At 74.8% G+C, this 19,953-nt stretch carries 20 protein-coding genes; 6 read left to right on the top strand and 14 right to left on the bottom strand.

The annotated features are described in order from the left end of the window. The first annotated feature begins 8 nt into the window (after positions 1-8). The gene (locus tag LIV55_RS13020) at positions 9-416 is read left to right on the top strand and encodes a nuclear transport factor 2 family protein (RefSeq protein WP_083968506.1); all 408 of its coding nucleotides are present in this window, start codon (positions 9-11) and stop codon (positions 414-416) included. Between the two features lie 27 nt (positions 417-443). Here the strand turns inward: LIV55_RS13020 and LIV55_RS13015 are convergent, their stop codons facing one another. The 6 genes from LIV55_RS13015 to LIV55_RS12990 all read right to left on the bottom strand — a co-directional run bounded on the left by LIV55_RS13015 (position 444) and on the right by LIV55_RS12990 (position 9,262). Continuing rightward, a complete protein-coding gene (locus tag LIV55_RS13015; RefSeq protein ID WP_229300506.1) occupies positions 444-2,456 on the bottom strand; it encodes an ABC transporter ATP-binding protein in 2,013 nt (670 codons plus the stop codon). Then, the gene (locus LIV55_RS13010; protein ID WP_229300504.1) at positions 2,453-4,189 is read right to left on the bottom strand and encodes an ABC transporter ATP-binding protein; all 1,737 of its coding nucleotides are present in this window, start codon (positions 4,187-4,189) and stop codon (positions 2,453-2,455) included. Before LIV55_RS13010 ends, LIV55_RS13015 begins: the two co-directional genes overlap by 4 nt. Continuing rightward, a complete protein-coding gene (locus LIV55_RS13005; protein ID WP_191680662.1) occupies positions 4,186-4,764 on the bottom strand; it encodes a TetR/AcrR family transcriptional regulator in 579 nt (192 codons plus the stop codon). Before LIV55_RS13005 ends, LIV55_RS13010 begins: the two co-directional genes overlap by 4 nt. A gap of 54 nt (positions 4,765-4,818) precedes the next feature. Further along, positions 4,819-6,360, bottom strand: coding sequence for a DUF7059 domain-containing protein (locus LIV55_RS13000; RefSeq protein ID WP_308012914.1), 1,542 nt, complete (start codon positions 6,358-6,360; stop codon positions 4,819-4,821). A gap of 68 nt (positions 6,361-6,428) precedes the next feature. After that, a complete protein-coding gene (locus LIV55_RS12995) occupies positions 6,429-8,831 on the bottom strand; it encodes a sodium-translocating pyrophosphatase (protein ID WP_229300502.1) in 2,403 nt (800 codons plus the stop codon). A 77-nt stretch (positions 8,832-8,908) separates the two neighbouring features. Further along, entirely contained in the window at positions 8,909-9,262 is a 354-nt protein-coding gene (locus tag LIV55_RS12990; RefSeq protein WP_068272960.1) for an STAS domain-containing protein, read from the bottom strand. 113 nt (positions 9,263-9,375) lie between these two features. Between LIV55_RS12990 and sftH the strand changes: the two genes are divergently transcribed. Together sftH and LIV55_RS12980 are read left to right on the top strand one after the other, a co-directional pair. Further along, the gene (gene sftH, locus LIV55_RS12985; protein WP_308012913.1) at positions 9,376-11,760 is read left to right on the top strand and encodes a DEAD/DEAH box helicase; all 2,385 of its coding nucleotides are present in this window, start codon (positions 9,376-9,378) and stop codon (positions 11,758-11,760) included. Positions 11,761-11,835: 75 nt separating this feature from the next. Next, positions 11,836-12,285, top strand: a complete 450-nt coding sequence (locus LIV55_RS12980) for a hypothetical protein (protein ID WP_191563073.1) — start codon at positions 11,836-11,838, stop codon at positions 12,283-12,285. 20 nt (positions 12,286-12,305) lie between these two features. Here the strand turns inward: LIV55_RS12980 and LIV55_RS12975 are convergent, their stop codons facing one another. The 8 genes from LIV55_RS12975 to LIV55_RS12940 all read right to left on the bottom strand — a co-directional run bounded on the left by LIV55_RS12975 (position 12,306) and on the right by LIV55_RS12940 (position 17,574). Then, positions 12,306-12,689 (bottom strand): Rv3654c family TadE-like protein, encoded by a 384-nt coding sequence (locus tag LIV55_RS12975; protein ID WP_229300501.1) that lies wholly within the window; start codon positions 12,687-12,689, stop codon positions 12,306-12,308. Then, positions 12,689-13,072 (bottom strand): TadE family type IV pilus minor pilin, encoded by a 384-nt coding sequence (locus LIV55_RS12970; RefSeq protein WP_229300499.1) that lies wholly within the window; start codon positions 13,070-13,072, stop codon positions 12,689-12,691. Before LIV55_RS12970 ends, LIV55_RS12975 begins: the two co-directional genes overlap by 1 nt. After that, positions 13,041-13,232 (bottom strand): DUF4244 domain-containing protein, encoded by a 192-nt coding sequence (locus tag LIV55_RS12965; RefSeq protein WP_068272951.1) that lies wholly within the window; start codon positions 13,230-13,232, stop codon positions 13,041-13,043. The genes LIV55_RS12970 and LIV55_RS12965 overlap by 32 nt, the downstream gene beginning before the upstream one ends. Before the next feature lie 244 nt (positions 13,233-13,476). After that, positions 13,477-14,013 carry a type II secretion system F family protein gene (locus LIV55_RS12960; protein WP_163562483.1) on the bottom strand — a complete coding sequence of 179 codons (537 nt, stop codon included), beginning with the start codon at positions 14,011-14,013 and terminating at the stop codon, positions 13,477-13,479. Beyond that, positions 14,010-14,669 carry a type II secretion system F family protein gene (locus LIV55_RS12955; protein WP_229300498.1) on the bottom strand — a complete coding sequence of 220 codons (660 nt, stop codon included), beginning with the start codon at positions 14,667-14,669 and terminating at the stop codon, positions 14,010-14,012. Before LIV55_RS12955 ends, LIV55_RS12960 begins: the two co-directional genes overlap by 4 nt. Then, a complete protein-coding gene (locus LIV55_RS12950) occupies positions 14,666-15,724 on the bottom strand; it encodes a TadA family conjugal transfer-associated ATPase (RefSeq protein WP_229300497.1) in 1,059 nt (352 codons plus the stop codon). The genes LIV55_RS12955 and LIV55_RS12950 overlap by 4 nt, the downstream gene beginning before the upstream one ends. After that, complete coding sequence (locus tag LIV55_RS12945) at positions 15,703-16,410, bottom strand: CpaE-like family protein (RefSeq protein WP_229300496.1); 708 nt, start codon at positions 16,408-16,410, stop codon at positions 15,703-15,705. The genes LIV55_RS12950 and LIV55_RS12945 overlap by 22 nt, the downstream gene beginning before the upstream one ends. A 318-nt stretch (positions 16,411-16,728) precedes the next feature. Next, complete coding sequence (locus LIV55_RS12940) at positions 16,729-17,574, bottom strand: Fic family protein (protein WP_229300495.1); 846 nt, start codon at positions 17,572-17,574, stop codon at positions 16,729-16,731. A gap of 42 nt (positions 17,575-17,616) precedes the next feature. Between LIV55_RS12940 and LIV55_RS12935 the strand changes: the two genes are divergently transcribed. Genes LIV55_RS12935 through LIV55_RS12925 form a run of 3 tightly spaced genes read left to right on the top strand, consistent with a single transcriptional unit; the run spans position 17,617 to position 19,947 of the window. Continuing rightward, on the top strand, positions 17,617-18,810 hold the full coding sequence (locus tag LIV55_RS12935) for a sensor histidine kinase (protein WP_123091344.1): 1,194 nt from the start codon (positions 17,617-17,619) through the stop codon (positions 18,808-18,810). A gap of 10 nt (positions 18,811-18,820) precedes the next feature. After that, on the top strand, positions 18,821-19,579 hold the full coding sequence (locus LIV55_RS12930; protein ID WP_123091345.1) for a LytR/AlgR family response regulator transcription factor: 759 nt from the start codon (positions 18,821-18,823) through the stop codon (positions 19,577-19,579). After that, complete coding sequence (locus LIV55_RS12925; RefSeq protein ID WP_068272935.1) at positions 19,576-19,947, top strand: hypothetical protein; 372 nt, start codon at positions 19,576-19,578, stop codon at positions 19,945-19,947. The genes LIV55_RS12930 and LIV55_RS12925 overlap by 4 nt, the downstream gene beginning before the upstream one ends. The last annotated feature ends 6 nt before the right edge of the window (positions 19,948-19,953 follow it).

Below are 19,953 nucleotides of genomic sequence, written 5' to 3'. Positions count from 1 at the left end.
ACAGGGGTATGACAGCGATGACCAAGACGATGATGACCGCCGGCCTCGGTGCCGTGCTCGCCCTCGGCCTCAGCGCCTGCGGCAGCGGCGACGGCCCGGAGGACGCGGTCGAGGAGTTCGCGAACGCCGCGGCGGACAAGGACTACTCGAAGGTCTGCGAGATGCTCGACCCCGAGTTCGTCAAGACGGTCGAGTCGGCCGGCGAGGGCGACTGCGCCGAGACGATGAAGAAGTCCGTCGAGGAGGGCGGCGGCGGCGACGAGCTCGTCGCCGACCCCGACAAGCTCGACATCGGTGACGCCACCGTCTCCGAGGACGGCAACAGCGCGACGGTCAAGACGACCTACGACGGCAAGGACAGCGACGTCAAGCTTATCAAGGTCGACGACGCCTGGAAGATCACGCTCGGCATGTGAGCGACCGGTGGGCGTCGGCACCGCGGGTCAGACCACGGAGCCGGCGCCCACTGCTGCGTCCGGGTCGACCGCCCCGGAGAACTGCGCCGCGTAGAGCGCCGCGAAGGCGCCGCCGGCGGCGAGCAGCTCGGCGTGCGAGCCCTGCTCGACGATGCGCCCCTCCTCCATGACGAGGATGAGGTCGGCGTCGCGGATCGTCGAGAGACGGTGGGCGATGACGAAGCTCGTCCGGTCGCTGCGCAGCGCGGCCATCGCCTGCTGCACGAGCAGCTCGGTGCGCGTGTCGACCGAGCTCGTCGCCTCGTCGAGGATGAGCAGCGAGGGCTGGGCGAGGAAGGCCCGCGCGATGGTGACGAGCTGGCGCTCCCCCGCGCTGAGGTTGCCGGCCTCGGCGTTGAGGACCGTGTCGTAGCCGTCGGGCAGCGCGTGCACGAAGCGGTCGACGAAGGTGGCCCGGGCCGCCTCGAGGACCTCCTCGTCGCTCGCCCCCGGGCGCCCGTAGGCGATGTTCTCGCGGATGGTCCCGGCGAAGAGCCAGGTGTCCTGGAGCACCATGCCGATCCGGCTGCGCAGGCCCGTGCGCGTCAGCTCGGTGATGTCGACGCCGTCGAGGGTGATCCGCCCGCCGTCGAGCTCGTAGAAGCGCAGGACGAGGTTGACGAGGGTCGTCTTGCCCGCGCCCGTGGGGCCGACGATGGCGACGGTCTGCCCCGGCTCGACGACGAGGTCGAGGTGCTCGATGAGCGGGCTGCCCGCGGTGTAGGAGAAGGACACGTCCTCGAAGGCGACCCGGCCGTGCGGGTCCTCGATGCTCGTCGGCGTCCGCGCCTCGGGCTCCTGCTCGGGCGCGTCGAGCACCGCGAAGACGCGCTCGGCGGACGCGACCCCGCTCTGCATGAGGTTGGCCATCGAGGCGACCTGGGTGAGCGGCTGGGTGAACTGGCGCGAGTACTGGATGAAGGCCTGCACGTCGCCCAGGCTCATCGTGCCGCTGGCCACCCGCAGCCCGCCGACGACGGCGATCGCGACGTAGTTGAGGTTCCCGATGAACATCATCGTCGGCATGATGACGCCGCTGATGAAGGAGGCCCGGAAGCTCGCGTGGTGCAGCTCGTCGTTCTTCACGGCGAAGTCGCGTGCCGACTGCTCCTGACGACCGAAGACCTTGACGAGCTCGTGCCCGGTGAAGGTCTCCTCGACGACGGCGTTGACCTCGCCCGTGCTCTTCCACTGCTGGACGAAGTGTCGCTGGCTGCGCTTGCCGATGGCGGCGGTGACGAGCATCGTCACCGGGATCGTCACGAGCGCGATGAGCGCGAGCAGCGGCGAGATCCACAGCATCATCGACACGACGGCGACGACGGTGAGGAGCGAGGTGAGCAGCTGGCTGAGGGTCTGCTGCAGGCTCTGCGCGACGTTGTCGATGTCGTTGGTCACCCGGCTCAGCAGCTCGCCGCGGGGCTGGCCGTCGAAGTACGGCAGCGGCAGCCGGTGCAGCTTGTCCTCGACGTCCTCGCGCAGCCGGTAGATGGTGCGGTTGACCGCCCCGGTGAGCAGCCGGCCCTGGACGAGCTGGAGCGCGGCCGCGACGACGTAGATCGCGAGGACGCCGAGCAGCACCCGGCCGAGCGCTCCCGTGTCGACGCCCTGCCCGGGCACGACGTGGTCCATCGCGGCGAGCACGTCGGCGACGCGGTCCTCGCCACGGGCCCGGAGCTGCTCGACGGCCTGCTCCTGGCTGACCCCGGCCGGGATCTGCCGCCCGAAGGACCCGGCGAAGACGAGGTCGGTCGCGCGGCCGAGGACCTTCGGCCCGATCGCGTTGAGCACGACGCTGCCCACGGCGAGGACGACGGTGGTCCACACGACGAGCCGCTCGGGACGCAGCAGCCCCAGGATCCTCCGGGCGCCCGCGACGAAGTCCTGCGAGGTGTCGGTCGGGACGCCGATCGCGGCGTGCGGGGGGCCGCCGCGGTGGGCCGACCCCGGTCCGCGCCGCTCCTTGGCCGCCCGCTCCTCCGCGGTGCCGAGCTCGCTCATGCTGCCTCCTGCGTCGCCTGCTGGCTCGAGACGATCTCGACGTACGTCGGGCACGAGCCGAGCAGCTCGTCGTGCGTGCCCTGCCCGACGACGACCCCGGCGTCGAGGACGACGATCGAGTCGGCGTCGACGATGCTCGACACGCGCTGCGCGACGACGAGGACGGTCGCCTCCCGGGTGACCGGGCGGAGGGCGGCGCGCAGGCGGGCGTCGGTCGCGACGTCGAGGGCCGAGAAGGAGTCGTCGAAGAGGTAGACCGACGGGCGGCGCACGAGCGCGCGGGCGATCGCCAGGCGCTGGCGCTGGCCACCGCTGACGTTCGTGCCGCCCTGGGCGATCGGGGCGTCGAGGCCCTCGGGCAGCGCCCGGACGAAGTCCTCCGCCTGGGCGACGCGCAGCGCCTGCCACAGGTCGTCGTCGGTGGCGTCGGGGTCGCCGTGCCGCAGGTTGCTCGCCACGGTGCCGGTGAAGAGGTAGGGGCGCTGGGGCACGAGGCCGAGCCGGCTCCACAGGTCCTCGGGGTCGGCGTCGCGCACGTCGACCCCGCCGACGAGCACCTGGCCCCCGGTGACGTCGTGCAGCCGGGGCACCAGGCCGACGAGAGTCGTCTTGCCGGCGCCCGTCGAGCCGACGACGGCGGTCGTCGTGCCGGGTCGGGCGACGACGCTGATCTCGCGCAGCACGGGCTCCTGCGCCCCCGGGTAGGCGAAGCTCACGCCGCGCAGCTCGACCCCGACCGGCCCTGCGGGCAGCGCCACCGGCTCGTCCGGGGCGCGCACCGTGGGCTCGGTCTCGAGGACCTCGGTGATGCGCCCGGCCGAGACCGCGGCGCGCGGCACCATCATCGCCATGAAGGTCGCCATCATCACCGACATGAGGATCTGGATGAGGTAGGCCATGAAGGCGGTGAGCGCCCCGACCTGCATCTGACCGCTGTCGACCCGCATGGCGCCGAACCAGATGACGGCGACCGTCGAGGCGTTGAAGATCACCATGACGAGGGGGAAGGCGAGCGCCATGAGCCGCCCGACCGCGAGCGCCGTGCCCGTGTACGTCTCGTTGGCCCGCGCGAAGCGATCTCGCTCGACGTCCTCGCGCACGAAGGCCCGCACGACCCGCACGCCGGTGATCTGCTCGCGCAGGATGCGGTTGACCGAGTCGACGGCCCGCTGCATCGCCTGGAAGTGCGGGATCATCCTCGCGATGATGACGCCGATGGCGACGGCGAGCGCCGGCACGGCGACCGCGACGAGCCAGGACAGCCCGGCGTCCTCGCGCAGCGCCATGATGATGCCGCCGACCATCGTCAGCGGTGCCGTGACCATCATCGCCAGCGCCATGTAGACGACCTGCTGCACCTGGGTGACGTCGTTGGTGCTGCGGCTGATGAGCGTCGGCGCCCCGAAGCGCGAGAGCTCCTGGGCGGAGAAGGCGCCGACCCGGGCGAAGACCGAGGCTCGCACGTCACGCCCGAGCGAGGCCGCGGTCTGCGCGCCGATGCGGGTGGCCCCGATCGTCGCGACGACCTGGACGAGCGAGACGACGAGCATCGCCGTGCCGGCGGCGAGGATGAAGCCGGTGTCGCCGACGGCGACGCCCTCGTCGATGATCCGGCCGTTGAGGCTCGGCAGGTAGAGCGAGGCGAGGGTGCCGGCGAGCTGGAGGCCGAGGAGGAGCACGAGCACCGCGGCGTAGGGCCGCAGGTGGGTGCGCACGAGGCGGACGAGCGTCACGAGGACCTCCGGGTGCCGTCGAGGACGACGTCGACGATCTCGGCCGCGTCGAGGCGCCGGGCCGACATCAGCGGGTGGACGCTCGACAGCGCGAGCAGCTGGAGCAGCCCGACGACCTCGTCGACGGGCTTGCGCAGGGCGCCGGCGTCGTCGCCGACGAGAGCGGTGAAGGCCGCGTCGAGGGCCGGGTCGCCCGGCCCGCGGTGCCGGGCCTTGTCCACCGGCGGCACGACACCGGCGTGGTGGAGGACGGAGATGAGCGCGACGACCTGCTCGACGTGGCGCTGCACGACGGCCACGCCGGCGACGAGCCGGTCGTCGAGCGGCAGCGACGGGTCGACCTCGCCGAGCTCGGCGACCGCTGCCGCCGGGTCGAGGACGGCCGTCGCGCAGGCCTGGACGAGCTCGTCCTTGCTGCCGAAGGCGCGGAAGAGCGTGCCCTCGGCGATGCCGGCCGCCTCGGCGACCTGCCGGGTCGTCAGACCCGGGCCGTGCTCGCGCAGCAGGGGGATGGCGACGTCGACGATGGCCGCCCGCCGGTCGTCGGGGCTCATCGCGGGGGCACGGGGGGTCACCCGGTCGACGATAGATGAGTGAGTGCTCACTCACAAGCGTCGAGCCCACGGCGGTCAGCGCACGAGCAGCCCGTCCGCCACCGCCTCGCGCACGAAGGGCACGACCTCCGCGCGCACCGCGTCGGGGTCGAGGTCGAGCAGCCCGGCGATCGCCCCCGCGGCGACCCCGGCGGTGAGCTCGCCGTCGCACACCGACACGAGCGCCGCGGTCACCGTGCTCAGCTGCATGACCCGCCCCAGACCGCCGCCCTGGCGCAGGACGATGACCGTCGGGTCCGCCTCGCCCGGCCGGGTGTGCCGCTCCTCGGTGACATCGGTCGGGCAGCTCCACGCGACGTCGAGGACGGCGGCGTCGTCGTGCTCGGCGAGCCAGGTCCGGGCCCGCATCCCGGCGAGCACCGACGCACCCATGGGCGTCGCGACGGGTCCGCGGTGGTCGACGAGGTCGCGGAAGGTCGGACGCTCCCCCACCGGCCGCTGGAGGGTGATGACGCCGAAGCCGACCCGCTCGACCCCCCGGGCCGCGAAGTCCTCGAGCCAGGCCAGGCTCATCCCTTCGTGCTCGGGCGTGCCCGCACGCTGCCCGCCGTCGCGCGACCACGTCGCGGCGTACTCGGCGGGGTCCTGCTCCTCGCGCTGGACGACCCAGGCGTCGACGGGATGACCGGCCGCCTCGGCGGCGTCGAGCCAGCCACCGACGACGTCGCGCCAGTCCTGCCCCTCGCGCACCTCCCAGTTGCCGAGCAGCTGGGCCAGGCCCCCCGGCTCGAGGTGCACGCCGAGGTCGCGCACGAGCGAGGCGACGACCTCGTCGCCGACCGCCCCGCCGTCGCGGTACTCGTAGAGCGGCACGTCGGCACGTCGGGGGGTGATGACGAAGGGGGGGTTGCTCACGACGAGGTCGAAGCGCTCCCCCGTCACCGGCTCGAGCATCGAGCCCGCCCGCAGGTCGAGGTCGAGCCCGGCGAGCGCGGCGTTGACCGCGGCGTACCCGAGGGCCCGCTGCGACAGGTCGGTCGCGACGACCTCGTCCACGTGGGTCGACAGGTGGAGCGACTGCACGCCGCAGCCGGTGCCGAGGTCGAGGGCACGGCGCACCTCCGGCCGAGGGGTCCACGCGGCCAGGGTCGTCGACGCGCCACCGATGCCGAGGACGTGGTCGACGGGCAGCGAGGTCCCCAGCGCCGTCTCGCCGTGGTCGGACAGGACGTACCAGGTCCGGCTCTCGTCGCCGTAGGGGCGCACCTCGGCGGTCGAGCGCAGCGAGGTCCCGTCCTCCCGGGCCAGACCGAGCTCGACGAGACCGGCGGCGGTGAGGGTCGGCAGCAGCTCGTCGACCTCGGCGGGGTCGACCGGGTCGCCGAGGGTGAAGAGGCGCACGAAGGTCGCGAGCGAGCCGTCGACCTCGCGCAGCCGCCACCGGGCGGGCAGCGGGTCCTCGCGGTGCAGCGCGCCGGAGGCGACCGGCCCGAGCAGCTCCTCGAGGGCGTCGACGTCGACGCCCGCCTGGTCGAGGTCGGCGCGCAGCCGGCCGAGCAGCTCGGGGTCGAGGGCGGGCGCGGGGTGGTCGGGGGTCATCGGCGCGGCGGACGTCACGACGACCCAGCCTACGGGCGCGGCGGGCGCTCCCCCTTCGCCGCGGGACCGGGCGAAGGGGGACCCGCTCAGGCCTGCGTGGGAGCGGCGTAGACCTCGCGGCCGTCGTCGTCCGGGGCGTCGTCGCCGGCGATGGCCAGGTCGCGCCGCTTGGTGATCATCAGCGCGACGACGATGATCGCCAGCGCGACCCCGGCGATGAGCAGGCGCGCCCACGTCATCGGCTCCTCGCGCACGGTGAGCACGACGATCGCGGGGGCGATGAGCACCGAGACGAGGTTCATCACCTTGATGAGGGGGTTGATCGCCGGTCCGGCGGTGTCCTTGAAGGGGTCGCCGACGGTGTCGCCGATGACGGCGGCCGCGTGGGCGTCGGAGCCCTTGCCGCCGTGGTGCCCGTCCTCGACGATCTTCTTCGCGTTGTCCCACGCCCCGCCGGAGTTGGCGAGGAAGACCGCCATGAGCGCGCCGCACGCGATGGCGCCGGCGAGGAAGCCGGCGAGCGCCCCGATGCCGAGGCCGAAGCCGACGACGACGGGGGTGAGGGCGGCGAGCAGGCCGGGGGTCGCGAGCTCGCGCAGCGAGTCCTTGGTGCAGATGTCGACGACCCGCGCGTACTCGGGCTTCTCCGTGCCCGCCATGATGCCGGGGTGCTCGCGGAACTGACGGCGCACCTCGAAGACGATGGCACCGGCGGCGCGGGTCACCGCATTGATGGCCAGGCCGGAGAAGAGGAAGACGACCGCCGCGCCGAGGAGCAGCCCGACGAGCGTGTGGGGGCTGACGATCTCGGAGGCGGCACTGACGTTGAAGTCGTCGATGCTCTGCTGGATGCCGGGGATGGCGCCGGCGTCGATGGACCCCTGGGAGATCTCGTCGCCGAGCGCGGTCGCGGTGGTCTCCAGCTGAGCGCTCCAGGCGTCGGTGTAGGACCCGAAGAGAGCCGTGGCGGCGAAGACCGCGGTGGCGATGGCGATGCCCTTGGTGATCGCCTTCGTCGTGTTGCCGACGGCGTCGAGCTCGGTGAGCACCTGGGCGCCCTCCGCGTCGACGTCCCCCGACATCTCCGCGATGCCCTGGGCGTTGTCCGAGACCGGGCCGAAGGTGTCCATCGCGACGATCACGCCGACCGTCGTGAGGATGCCGCAGCCGGCGAGCGCGATGAAGAAGAGCGAGAGCGTCACCGACCCGCCGCCGAGGAGGAAGACGAGGTAGATGGCGATGGCCATCGTGGTGACCTTGTAGACCGCCGACTCGAGGCCGAGCCCGATGCCGGAGAGAACGACCGTCGCGGCGCCGGTGAGCGTCGTACGGGCGACGTCCTTCGTCGGGCGCTTGTCGGTGCCGGTGTAGTAGCCGGTGAGCCACAGGATGACGGCGGCCAGGACGATGCCGAGGAGCACCGCGAGGAGCGCGGCGAGCCGGGGGTCTCCGGACATCGCGGCGATGTCCTGGTTGCGGCTCCCGAGCTCGGCGTAGCTGCTCGGCAGGTAGACGAAGGCGACGACCGCGGTGAGCACGGCGGAGATCGCGGCGGTGATGTAGAAGCTGCGGTTGATCGCCGCGAGGGCGTCGCCCCCGGGTGCCGCCCTGGTGATGAAGACGCCGAGCAGCGCGGTGAGGGCGCCGACGGCGGGGATGAGCAGCGGGAAGACGAGCCCGCTCTCGCCGAAGGCCGCCGAGCCGAGGATGAGGGCGGCGACGAGCATGACGGCGTAGGACTCGAAGAGGTCCGCGGCCATGCCCGCGCAGTCGCCGACGTTGTCGCCCACGTTGTCGGCGATCGTCGCGGCGTTGCGCGGGTCGTCCTCGGGGATGCCGGCCTCGACCTTGCCGACGAGGTCGGCGCCGACGTCGGCGGCCTTGGTGAAGATGCCGCCACCGACGCGCATGAACATCGCGAGGAGCGCGGCGCCGAAGCCGAAGCCCTCGAGGACCTTCGGGGCGTCACCCTGGTAGGCCATGACGACGACGGCCGCGCCGAGCAGGCCGAGCCCGACGGTGAACATGCCGACGACGCCGCCGGTGCGGAAGGCGATCCGCATGCCCTCGTCGCGCCCGGAGGTCCGGGCGGCCTCGGCGACGCGGACGTTGGCCTTCACCGCCAGGGACATCCCGAGGTAGCCGATCGCGGCGGAGAAGCCGGCGCCGAGGAGGAAGAATCCGGAGCGCCCCCAGCGCACCCCCGCGGAGTCCGCGGGCAGGGCGAGCAGGAGCACGAAGACGATGACGACGAAGACGCCGAGGGTGCGGAACTGCCGGCGCAGGTAGGCGTGGGCGCCCTCCTCGACGGCGGCGCCGATCTCGCGCATGCGCTCGGTGCCGGGGTCGGCGGCGAGCACCTGGGAGCGGAAGACCAGCCCCATCGCGATGCACACGACGCCGATGAGGGCGACGCCGGCGGTCAGGTAGAGGTTGCCGCTCGACAGGTCGAGCGTGTCAGCTGCTACGGCGTAGGGGTAGACCGCCATCCCATCCTCCTCGATGGTTCGCGCGCACGAGCGCCCACCGGCTGAGGTGGGCGAGTGGCCGTCACCCTACTCCGAGGTCACCCCGTCGTCTCGGCGGCGGCGCGAGCCGCGTCGGCGGGGTCGCGGTAGAGCACGAAGACCTTGTCGAGACCGGTGATCTCGAAGACCCGGCGCACCCGCTCGGCGGTCGCGGCGATGGTCAGCGTGCCGCCCTCGCGGCGCAGCGTCTTCAGCCGGCCGACGACGACGCCGAGACCGGTCGAGTCCATGAAGCTCACGCCGGTCATGTCGATGGCGACGCTGCGGCTGCCGCCGAGGATGACCTGCTGGACCGCGTCGCGCAGCTGGGACGCGGTGGACACGTCGATCTCGCCGGTGCAGTGCACGACGACCGCTCCATTGCTGTTGCTGGTGCTGATCGTCAGAGCCACTGGTACCGCCTCCTGGCCAGGGCGCCCGGGTGGGCGCCTCACGTACGGACGTCTGCGCAGGTCGCGCGGGGTGTCGGTCCCGCCCTGCTCGTCCGCGCTTACCGTAGACCACCGTGAGCGGCAGCACCGAGCCCAGAGCGCAGACGGGCGGCCCCTGTCCAGGGCGAAGGGGGACCGCGCCCGGTCCCGCCGACGTCGGCGCGGCCCGGCAGGACGGGCGTCTGCGTGCCCTGGAGAGCCGGCTGCCCGGACGGGTCCGCCATGCGGAGCACCTGCCGGCCCGGGCGGCCCAGCACGCACCGATGCCGGAGTGGGTCGCGCCGGCCGTGCGCGGGGCGCTCGCGAGCGCCGGGGTCGAGCAGCTGTGGTCGCACCAGGAGCAGGTCGCCCAGCTCGCGCACGCCGGTCACGACGTCGTCGTCTCGACGGGCACGGCCTCGGGCAAGTCGCTCGGCTACCTGCTGCCGGCGCTCACCGCCGCGATCGAGGGACCGCCGAGCGGGCGGCACTCGATCCGCGGGGGGACGACCCTCTACCTCGCGCCGACGAAGGCGCTCGCCGCCGACCAGCTGGCCCGGGTCGAGGCGATGGCGGTGCCCGGTGTGCGGGCGGCGACCTACGACGGCGACACCCCGACCGACGAGCGGCGCTGGATCAGGGAGCACGCCCAGATCGTGCTCACCAACCCCGACCTCGTGCACCACTCGATGCTGCCCGGGCACCGCGGGTGGGCGCCCTTCTTCCGGTCCCTGTCCTACGTCGTCGTCGACGAGTGCCACGCCTACCGCGGGGTCTTCGGCACCCATGTCTCGCTCGTCCTGCGGCGCCTGCTGCGCGTGGCCGAGCGCTACGGGGCGCACCCGAGCGTCGTCCTCGCCTCGGCGACCGTCGCCGAGCCCGCCCGGCACGCGCACGCCCTCGTCGGTCGCGAGGTCGTCGCCGTGACCCACGACGGCTCCCCGCGCGCCGGCCGCACCTGCGTCCTGTGGGAGCCGCCGGAGCAGGCCGACGGGTCGCGCCGCTCGCTCACCGCGGAGGCGGCCGACGTCGTCGCGGCCCTCGTCGGCGACGACGTGCAGACCCTCGCCTTCGCCCGCTCGCGGGCCGGCGTGGAGTCGCTCGCCGCGCAGGTCAGCGACCGTCTCGAGCTCGCCCGCCCCGACCTCGCCGGGCGGGTGGCGGCCTACCGCGGCGGGTACCTGCCGGAGGAGCGCCGCGAGCTCGAGCAGCGGATGCGCTCGCGCGACCTCATGGCGGTCGCCGCGACGAACGCGCTCGAGCTCGGCGTCGACATCACCGGCCTCGACGCCGTCGTCGTCGCCGGCTGGCCGGGGCGCCGGGCCTCGTGGTGGCAGCAGGCCGGACGAGCAGGACGCGACGGGGGCGGCGCCGGGCGCGACGCGCTCGTCGTCTCGGTCGCCGCCGACGACCCCCTGGACAGCTGGGTGCTCCAGCACCCCGAGTACGTCTTCGGCGACCCGGTCGAGGCGATCGTCATGGACCCGGGCAACGTCCACGTGCTCGCGCCGCACGTGGCCGCGGCCGCCGCCGAGGTGCCGGTCACCCTCGAGGACGAGCGGTGGTTCGGGCCCGGTCTCGCGGGCGTGCTCGAGGTGCTCACGGACCGCAAGGTGCTCCGCCGCAGACCCGCGGGATGGTTCTGGGCCCGGGAGGACCGCCCGGGCGACCACCTCTCGCTGCGCGGTGCCGGCCCGGTCGTCAGCGTCGTCGAGGGGCGCACGGGCCGGGTCGTCGGCACGGTGGACGCAGCCGCCGCGCACACCTCCGTGCACACCGGCGCGGTGCACGTGCACCAGGGGCAGACCTACGTCGTCACCGATCTCGACCTCGACGGCTCGACCGCCACCGTGGTGCGGGGCGACCCGGGCTGGTCGACGACGGCGCAGTCCCGCTCCTCCTTCGACATCGTCCGCGAGGAGTCCTCGGCGGCCTACGGCCGGATGCGGCTGTGCCGCGGGGTCGTGCGGGTGCGCCGCCAGGTCACCTCCTTCGTGCGGCGGCTCCCCGGCGGCGAGATCATCGGCACTCACCAGCTCGAGCTGCCCGAGCAGGTCCTCACGACGCGCGGCGTGTGGTGGACGATGACGCCCGACCTGCTCGCCGAGGCAGGGGTCGACGAGGCCGACGTCCCCGGCGCCGCCCACGCGGCAGAGCACGCCGCGATCGCGACCCTGCCCCTGCTCGCGACGTGCGACCGGTGGGACATCGGCGGGGTCTCGACCGACGTCCACCCCGACACGGGGCTGCCGACGGTGCTCGTCTACGACGGGTACCCCGGGGGCGCGGGCTTCGCGCACCGGGCGCACGACATGGCGCCGACGTGGTGGCGCACCACCCTCGAGCTGGTGCGTGACTGCCCGTGCGAGCGGGGCTGCCCGCGGTGCGTGCAGTCGCCCAAGTGCGGCAACGGCAACGAGCCCCTGGACAAGGATGCTGCCGTCGCGCTCCTGGGCGCGATCCTTGCCGAGCGGGGCTAGTGTGCTCGACGCACCGCCCGCACGACGGCCCCCGGTCCCGGGAGGCCGACGCCTCCCCCGAACGGAGCTCTCGTCATGGTCGTCCTGGGTCTGATCATCCTCGTCGTCGCGATCCTCGTCGGTGTCGTCCTCGTCATGGGCACGGGCTCGCCCGACGTCGCCGGCCAGAAGGTCGACATCTCGCTGCTCGACACCGTCACCGTCTCGCTCAACCCGCTCGCGCTCGTCGTCGCCGGCATGGCCGTGATGTTCCTCGCCTGGCTCGGTCTGGTCCTCATGCGCTCGGCCCTCGCCCGCAAGGCGCGGCTGCGGCGCGAGCGCAAGGACCTCGAGCGCGAGGCCCAGCAGCGTCGCGCCGAGGACGAGGCCGCCCGGGTGCGCGAGCGCGAGGAGCTCGACCGTCAGCACGAGCGCGAGCTGCACGACCAGCACCTGGCGACCGAGACGGCGCGCGAGCGTGCCGCGGTCGCCGAGGAGGACGCCCGCCGCGGCCGGCCCGACGGCGGGCTGCCGCCCCGCGCCTGAGCACGGGGCGCAGGACGTCGTCACCGCTGCCCCTGCGCCGGGCCGGCTCTGGCCCGTCCCGGCATCGTGCGTGGCGTGACCCCCGCGACGTGGAGAGGGACGGCGACGACGACCTCGACGTCCACCACACCGTCGGGCCCCACCACGCACGACCGCAGCGTCGCGCCGTTGACGCGCGCGAGGTCTGCGGCCACCCCGCAGGCCGCTGCCGACGACGCCCCGTCGACCGCCTCGCCCGCGGCCGCGAGCGCGCTGAGGTCGGCCGCCCCGCGTGCGTGGTGGGCCGCCGTGAGCGCGCCGGCGAGGACGAGGGTCGCGGTGAGCACGACGAGCACCGCGGCGACCATGCCGAGGACGAGGACGCTCCCTGAGCCCCGCTCCCCCGCACCGCGACGCCCCTGCATCAGGTGACCTCCTCGACCCGCGCCGTCGACGAGCACCGCGGCCCGGACCCCACCCCGATGCTGCGCAGGGCGGACGGCGGCGGGACGCTCACGACGACGACGACCTGGTCGCCCGACCGGCTGGCCGTCACGCTCGACCCCCGTGGCAGCGCCCGCCGGGCGTCGGAGACGGCCCGCTGCTCGCTCTCGCCGCGGGCGAGCTCGCGCGCGCCGACGCGGGCTGCGTCGTGGCAGCGCACGGAGTCGGCGCCGAGGGCGATGCCGGACAGCGCGAGCGAGAGGACGAGGACGACGGCCGGGACGGCGACCGCGATCTCCGCGGTGACCGTCCCGGCGGCGCCCCGCCACCGCTCAGCGCAGGCCCAGCGCCTCGGTGATGACACCGGCGAGCCCGGACTTCACCGCGCCGGACTTCACCACGGCGAGCAGGACGAGGGCGAAGGTCACCGCCGCCAGGGTCCCCACCGCGTACTCCGCGGTGGTCATGCCGGCCTCGCAGGCCAGCCGTCCGCGCCGCACGGCGCGGGTCAGTGTCGCTCTCATGTCTCCTCCATCGGGTCGCGCGGCGCCTGGTGCGCCGCGGCACCTCCAGCGAAGTCGGTGCGCCGCGGCGACGCCGCTCTCGCCGCGCTCCTGTGGACCGGGGCCCGCGCCGAGCACGGGGTGTGGACGGCGCACCCCGGTGCCGGCACCCGGTCGAGGTGATCGGGCGTGCCCTGGCTCCCCCGGGCACCCCGAACCGCGCGAGACCTGCGGACGACCCGCGAGGCGAGGGGTGGGCGCCGGCTCAGCGCAGGCTCTGCCCGAGCAGGACGAGGAGCATCGGCACGACGGCCATGGCGACGAAGGCGGGCAGGAAGAACAGCCCGAGCGGCACGACGAGCAGCACGCCGGCGCGCGCAGCCGCGGCCTCGAGCCGGCGGGCCTCGCCCTCTCGGATCCGCGCCGCCGCCCCGGCGAGCACCTCGCTCGCGGGGGCCCCGCACTCCGAGGAGACGACGAGCGCCGTGGCGACCGGGGCCCAGCCCGGGCTCGCGTAGGACCATGCGGCGCGCATCTCGCGCCCCCACCTCAGCGCGGCGCCCACCCGTCGGAGGTCGAGCGCCACGGCCGGTTCGCTGACGTCGGCGACGGCGTCGAGCGCCTCGGTGATGCCGCGGCCGGCGACGAGCGAGAGCGCGAGGAGGTCGGTCGCGTCGGCGACCTGGGAGAGCAGGGGCGACGGGGCGTCGTCACCCGGGCGAAGGGGTCCGGGCGCGGCCCGCGCCCGGGGCGGCCACACGAGGGCCGCGGCGAGCACGAGGGCCACGAGCGCGGGTGTCACGCCGATCTCGGTCTCGTCGCGCGACGCAGGACGGCCCGGCTCGTGGCCCAGCCGAGCACGGTGAGCACCACGCCGGTCGCGAGGCTGACGAGGGCCGCGGGCGAGCCGAGCAGCGCCGCCGGCGAGACGCCGAGGGCCAGCCCCGCCAGCAGGCCGACGACGGGCAGCAGGGTGAGCAGCCCCATCGTCGCCCGGGCACCGGCGCTCGCGGCGTCGAGCCGGCGCCGGGCCGACAGGGCCGCTCGTGCCGAGCACGCCGCCTGCTCCAGCGCAGGGGCGAGCGGCACGCCGCACCGCTGGCTCAGCCGCCAGGCCGAGGCGCACGGTGCCAGCGCCGGGTGCTCACCGGCCCACCTCGCCCACGTCTGCTCGCCGGTCCGGCCCGCGGCCAGCTCACGGCCCAGCTCGTCGAGCAGGACCCGAGCGGCGTCCGGGACGTCCGGGGCGACGACCTCGACGACCCGGGCGGGCGCTCCCCCGCTGCGCAGGCCCATCGCGAGGAGCTCGGCGAGCGCTGCGGCCTCCTCGAGGCCGAGCTCGTCGCGTCGGCGCACCCGCCGCAGGCCCGCCGCCGACCACGTCCGCCCGCCCGGCGTCGCCCGGCCCGGCCAGGTCAGCGCCGCGAGGACGAGCAGGACGACGACGGCCGGGGTCATCGGCCGACGAGGTCGCCCATGGCGACCACCTCCTCGACCCGGCGTCCCCGCGGGCCCCGGCGCAGGTGGACGACGAGGTCGACGGCGAGGGCGACCTGGGCGCGCGTCACCTCGGGTGCCATGCCGGCGAGGGTCCCGAGCGCCTCGAGACGGGCGGGCACGTCGGCCGCGGCGTTCGCGTGGACGGTCCCGCAGCCGCCCTCGTGGCCCGTGTTGAGCGCCATGAGGAGCTCGCGCACCTCGGGGCCACGCACCTCGCCGACGACGAGCCGGTCGGGCCGCATCCGCAGCGCCTGGCGCACGAGCTCGTCGAGACTGACCCGCCCCACGCCCTCGGTGTTGGCGCTGCGCGACTGCAGCCGGACCGTGTGCGGGTGATCGACGCTCATCTCCGCGACGTCCTCGACGAGCAGGATCCGCTCGTCGGCGGGCACGCAGGCGAGCATCGCGGCGAGCAAGGTGGTCTTGCCGGTGCCGGTGCCCCCGCTGACGACGACCGAGCGACGCTGCGCCACGGCCTGGCGCAGCCGCTCGGCGGTCTCGTCGTCGAGCATGCCGGTGCCGACGAGGTCGTCGAGGTCGCGGTGGCGGTGGCGCGGGATGCGCAGGCTGACGTGGGCTCCCCCGTCGACGAGCGGCGGGAGCACGGCGTGCAGGCGGGACCCGTCGGGCAGCAGGCCGTCGACCCACGGCTGGGCGTCGTCGAGACGTCGGCCGGCCAGCCCGGCGAGACGGGTCGCCAGGCGCCGCACGTCGACCGGGTCGCCGACGACCACCGGGGCGCGCTCCACCCCTTCGCCGCGGTCGACCCATACCTGACCGTCGCCGTTGACGAGGACGTCGGTCACCGAGGGATCGGCGACCACGGGCTCGAGCGGGCCGAGCCCCACGAGGGCCGAGCGCAGCTCGTGCTCGCGACGCCGCACGCCCCGGTCGCCCAGGCGCACCGACTCCGCGCGCGCGACCTGCCCGATCGTCGGGACGCTCGGCGTCGCCCCGCGCCGGATGAGCTCGTCGGGCGTGCCCGACCCGCTCAGCCCGCCCGGCGCAGCCATCGCAGCTCTCCGCTCCCGTCCGCCCCGGGCACGACCTCGCCGATCTCGCGGGCGACCCGTCCGAGCGGACCGCGGGCCCGCGGGGGGCAGCCGGCACCCTCGTCGCGCGGCACGCCCGGGTGGTCCTCGAGGTGGTCGAGCCAGGGCGCCTGCAGGTGCCCTGCGACCTCCTGTCCCGCCGGCTCTGCACGGCGCGAGCCCCGGGTGACGAGATGGGCGTCGAGGCCGTGCTCGCGCAAGGACCCGACGACGGCCGCCGCGTCGCGCACCTGTCGCGGGCGCAGGCCGCAGAGCACCACGGCGACGTCGGCGACGGCGAGCCATGGCTCGGCCCGGTGGACGGCCGCGGGCAGGTCGACGACGACGGGGGCCGCCTGGCGCAGGGCGGCGAGCGCGCACCGCACCGCGTCCGGCCCCACCCGGCCCGGGCCGGCCGCCGAGAGCACGGGTGGCCTGGAGCCGGGCAGGTGACGCACGAGCCGGGCGGGGTCGACGTCGCCGTCGAGACCGGCGAGGTCGGGCCAGCGCAGCCCGGGCTCGTCCTCGAGCACGAGGGTCGTGTCGGCGCCGGACCCGTCGAGCAGCCCGTCGACGAGCGTGCCGTCGAGCTGCTGGGCGAGGACCGCCGCGAGCGTCGAGGCGCCCAGACCGCCCGAGGCGCCGATGAGCAGCAGGACGGGATGCATGCCCGACACGCTCCCCCGGCCGCCGCAGGCCCCGCGCGCCCGCCGCCGAGCCTGTGGACGGCGGACGCGGCGCCGTCGCCCCTGTGGACGAGCCGGTCGAAGACGCGGCACGTCGGCAGGGGGCAGACATAGCGGTGGCCCCGGTCGGGGGGGATCGACCGGGGCCACCTCACGCGCCAGACCCCGGGGGGAGGGAGCTCTGGTGCGCTCGCCGCTACGACCTCCGAGGAGGGAGCGACGTCATCGACTCTACATTCGCAGAAGGATCCGCATCAGAGAGGGGCACAATCCGTTTGTAAGGCTTTGGTAAAGCCGCTGTCACACAAGGCGACCCGCGCGCACGGAGTCCGCGACCCGGGCCCCCTCCTGGGCGGCCTCGACCATCGAGTCGCCGCAGTGGCGCAGCCACAGGCGCACCCCGTCGCTGCCGCCCTGGGCGTAGCCGGTGAGCGAACCCAGGTAGGCCGGCCCGCCCTGCGAGCCGTGACCGGCCTCGGGCACGGCGACCCCCGTCGGGTCGAGCCCGGTGGCCCGCACGAGCACCCGCTCGACGGCGCGGGCGACGAGGGCGTTGCCGACGACGAAGGGGCGGATCGTCGCGATCTCGGCATGGACCACCGCGGCGACGACGAGCGCGGGCGCCTGGTCGGCGCTGCTCATGAGCTCGACGACGCCCGCCAGGCGCACCCGCAGCTCCTCCCCCTGGGGGGCGGGGCCGAGGTCGACGAGCTCGTCGCAGCCCTCGTCGGCGCGCCGCGGCCGGCCGAGCTGCTCGCGGTCCGTGACGAGCTCGGCGGCGGCGACGGTGTGCAGACGGGCCAGCACCTGACCGGGCGCGGAGAGGGCGAGCGAGCCGAGGTGCTCGGTCTCCGCGGTCGCGGCCATGGCGCCGTGGATGACGCGCTCGGCGGGGTCGGGCTGCGAGGAGCGCTCCCGGGCACCGCGCATGAGGTCGCGCACGATCGTGGCGCTGGAGCGTGCCCCGTCGAGCTCGGCGCTCGCCCAGGCCCCGCGCACCCGCGACTCGGCGGCGGCCTCCGGGGTGCGGCGGCGCAGGCCCTCGTGCCAGCGCAGCGCGGTGCACGCCTCGCGGGCACGCTCGCTGGCCGCCGCGACGTCCTCGAGCTCGGCGAGACGATGCAGGGCAGAGACGATCTCGGGCACGACGCACACCCTACGGTGGGCTCGCCCGTAGGCTGTCCGCCCATGACGGGGCTCGACCTGCCGACGGCGCTCGTGGTGGCCGCGGCGGCCGCCGCGCTCGTCGCGCTCGTCACGCTGTACCGCGCCCGCTCGAAGCCCCGCGGCTTCATCTCCGTCGGCGACCAGGCCACCTACGAGACCCTCCACACCGCCTCGTTGGCCGCTCGTCATCTCGCCGACGGCCTCACCGACGACGGCTGCACCCGGGCCGCGCCCTTCCTCCGCGCGCTCATGGCCACCCCGGCCCTGGCGATCTGCGACCGGACCTCGGTCATCGTCTGGGAGGGCGAGGGCCGTCATCACCTGCCCGCCGTCGTCGACCAGGCCGCGGCAGCCCTGTCCGGGCGCACCGTCGTCCTCGGGCCCGACGAGGTGACGTGCACCTCGACCGAGTGCCCGGTCCGGGCCGCCGTCATCGCCCCCATCCAGCTCGACACCGGCGTCGTCGGAGCCCTCGCGGTGTACGCGCCCCGCACCTCCGCGGGGCTGACCCGCGCGGTCGAGGAGCTCGCCGGGTGGGTCGCGACGCAGGTCGAGCTCGCCGAGCTCTCCTTCGAGCGCACGCGGGCGATGGAGGCCGAGCTGCGTGCGCTGCGTGCCCAGATCAGCCCGCACTTCATCTACAACTCCCTGGCCGCCATCGCCTCCTTCGTGCGCACCGACCCCGCCCGGGCGCGCGAGCTGCTCCTCGAGTTCGCCGACTTCACCCGCTACGCGCTGCGTCGCGGCGGCGCGTACACGACCCTGCAGGAGGAGCTGCGCAACGTCGAGCGCTACCTCGTCCTCGAGCAGGCACGCTTCGGCGAGCGCCTCGGGATCACCCTTCGCGTCGCCCCCGAGGTGCTCCCGGTGCAGCTGCCCTACCTCGCGATCCAGCCGCTCGTCGAGAACGCCGTCCGGCACGGCCTGGCCGCCAAGGACGGGCCCGGCACGGTGACCCTGTCGGTCGCCGACCTCGGCTCCGAGGCCGAGATCAGCGTCGAGGACGACGGGGTCGGGGCGGACCCCTCGGCCATCCGCAAGATCCTCGACGGGCAGAGCCGCAGCGACTCCGTGGGCCTGGGCAACGTCGACGCCCGCCTGCGCCAGGTCTACGGCGAGGGCTACGGGCTCGTCGTCGAGACGGCCCCCGGTGCCGGCATGCGCGTGTCCTTCCGGGTGCCGAAGTTCTCCCCGGCCGTCACCGGCTCGTCCTAGGGTGACACCCATGGCCGGAGGGAGCGAAGCACCTGGCGACGGCCTCGTCGTCCTCGTCGTCGACGACGAGGCGCCTGCTCGCGGCGAGCTCGCGTGGGTCCTCGACCAGGACCCGCGGGTGTCCCGTGTGCTCGCAGCCCCCAGCGGCACCGCCGCGCTGGCGGCTCTCGAGCACGAGAGCATCGACGTCGTCTTCAGCGACATCTCCATGCCCGGGCTCGACGGCATGCAGCTCGCGCGGGTCATCAAGCGCTTCGCCGACCCGCCCGCCGTCGTCTTCGTCACCGCCCACGACGCGCACGCGGTGGACGCCTTCGACCTCGACGCCGTCGACTACGTCATGAAGCCGGTGCGCCAGGAGCGGATCGGCGAGGCCGTGCGCCGCTGCCTCGTGAGCATCGAGCGGGCCGACCGCACGGGCGAGGACGACGACGAGACGATCCCCGTCGAGCTCGGCGGGGTCACCCGCTTCGTCTCCCGGGCCGACATCCGCTACGTCCAGGCCCACGGCGACTACGCGCGGCTGCACACGGCGACCGGGTCGCACCTCGTGCGCGTGCCCCTCGCCTCGCTCGAGGAGCGCTGGTCCGAGGCCGGCTTCGTGCGCATCCACCGCAGCACGATCGTCTCGACCCGCCACGTGACCCAGGTGCGCATGGACCAGGGCCGGTGCACCGTCGTCGTCGACGGCGACGTCGAGCTGCAGGTCTCGCGACGTCACACCCGTGCCCTGCGCTCGACCCTGCTGCGGCTCGGCGAGCGGCCGTGACCCACCCTCCCCAGCGGGTCCGGGTCACCCGGACCCGCACGGGTGACACCCGGCCGCGCCGGCCCTCCCTCCACGAGGAGATCGGGCAGCAGAGCCCGCTCGGCGCGGCCTACCTCGACTCCCTCGTGCGCGCGCAGCTGCGCCTGGCCCTCACCGTCGTCGCCAGCCTCGCGCTCGTCCTCGGCCTGCTGCCGGCTCTCTTCGCCCTCGTCCCTGCGGTGCGCGGCGCCCAGGTCGCCGGTCTGCCGCTGCCGTGGCTCGTCCTCGGCCTGCTCGTCTACCCCGCGGCGGTGCTCTCGGCGCGCCAGTACACGCGGGCCGCGGAGCGGATCGAGGCGCAGTTCGCCGACGTCGTCGCCGACCGGTGAGCGGGG

This window comes from Janibacter melonis, assembly GCF_020567375.1.
Classification (GTDB): Bacteria; Actinomycetota; Actinomycetes; order Actinomycetales; family Dermatophilaceae; genus Marihabitans; species Marihabitans melonis.
Note: the sequence above shows the minus strand (reverse complement) of the source record. Positions and strands in the feature narration are given on the sequence as shown.

Coding starts and splice junctions, on each gene's coding strand:
- LIV55_RS12950 (WP_229300497.1), bottom strand. CDS start 15,724: ATGGCTGCGCCGGGCGGGCTGAGCGGGTCGGGCACGCCCGACGAGCTC.
- LIV55_RS12995 (WP_229300502.1), bottom strand. CDS start 8,831: ATGGCGGTCTACCCCTACGCCGTAGCAGCTGACACGCTCGACCTGTCG.
- LIV55_RS12975 (WP_229300501.1), bottom strand. CDS start 12,689: ATGCAGGGGCGTCGCGGTGCGGGGGAGCGGGGCTCAGGGAGCGTCCTC.
- LIV55_RS12935 (WP_123091344.1), top strand. CDS start 17,617: ATGACGGGGCTCGACCTGCCGACGGCGCTCGTGGTGGCCGCGGCGGCC.
- LIV55_RS12965 (WP_068272951.1), bottom strand. CDS start 13,232: ATGAGAGCGACACTGACCCGCGCCGTGCGGCGCGGACGGCTGGCCTGC.
- LIV55_RS12980 (WP_191563073.1), top strand. CDS start 11,836: ATGGTCGTCCTGGGTCTGATCATCCTCGTCGTCGCGATCCTCGTCGGT.
- LIV55_RS12930 (WP_123091345.1), top strand. CDS start 18,821: ATGGCCGGAGGGAGCGAAGCACCTGGCGACGGCCTCGTCGTCCTCGTC.
- LIV55_RS13015 (WP_229300506.1), bottom strand. CDS start 2,456: ATGAGCGAGCTCGGCACCGCGGAGGAGCGGGCGGCCAAGGAGCGGCGC.
- LIV55_RS13020 (WP_083968506.1), top strand. CDS start 9: ATGACAGCGATGACCAAGACGATGATGACCGCCGGCCTCGGTGCCGTG.
- LIV55_RS12955 (WP_229300498.1), bottom strand. CDS start 14,669: ATGACCCCGGCCGTCGTCGTCCTGCTCGTCCTCGCGGCGCTGACCTGG.
- LIV55_RS12945 (WP_229300496.1), bottom strand. CDS start 16,410: ATGCATCCCGTCCTGCTGCTCATCGGCGCCTCGGGCGGTCTGGGCGCC.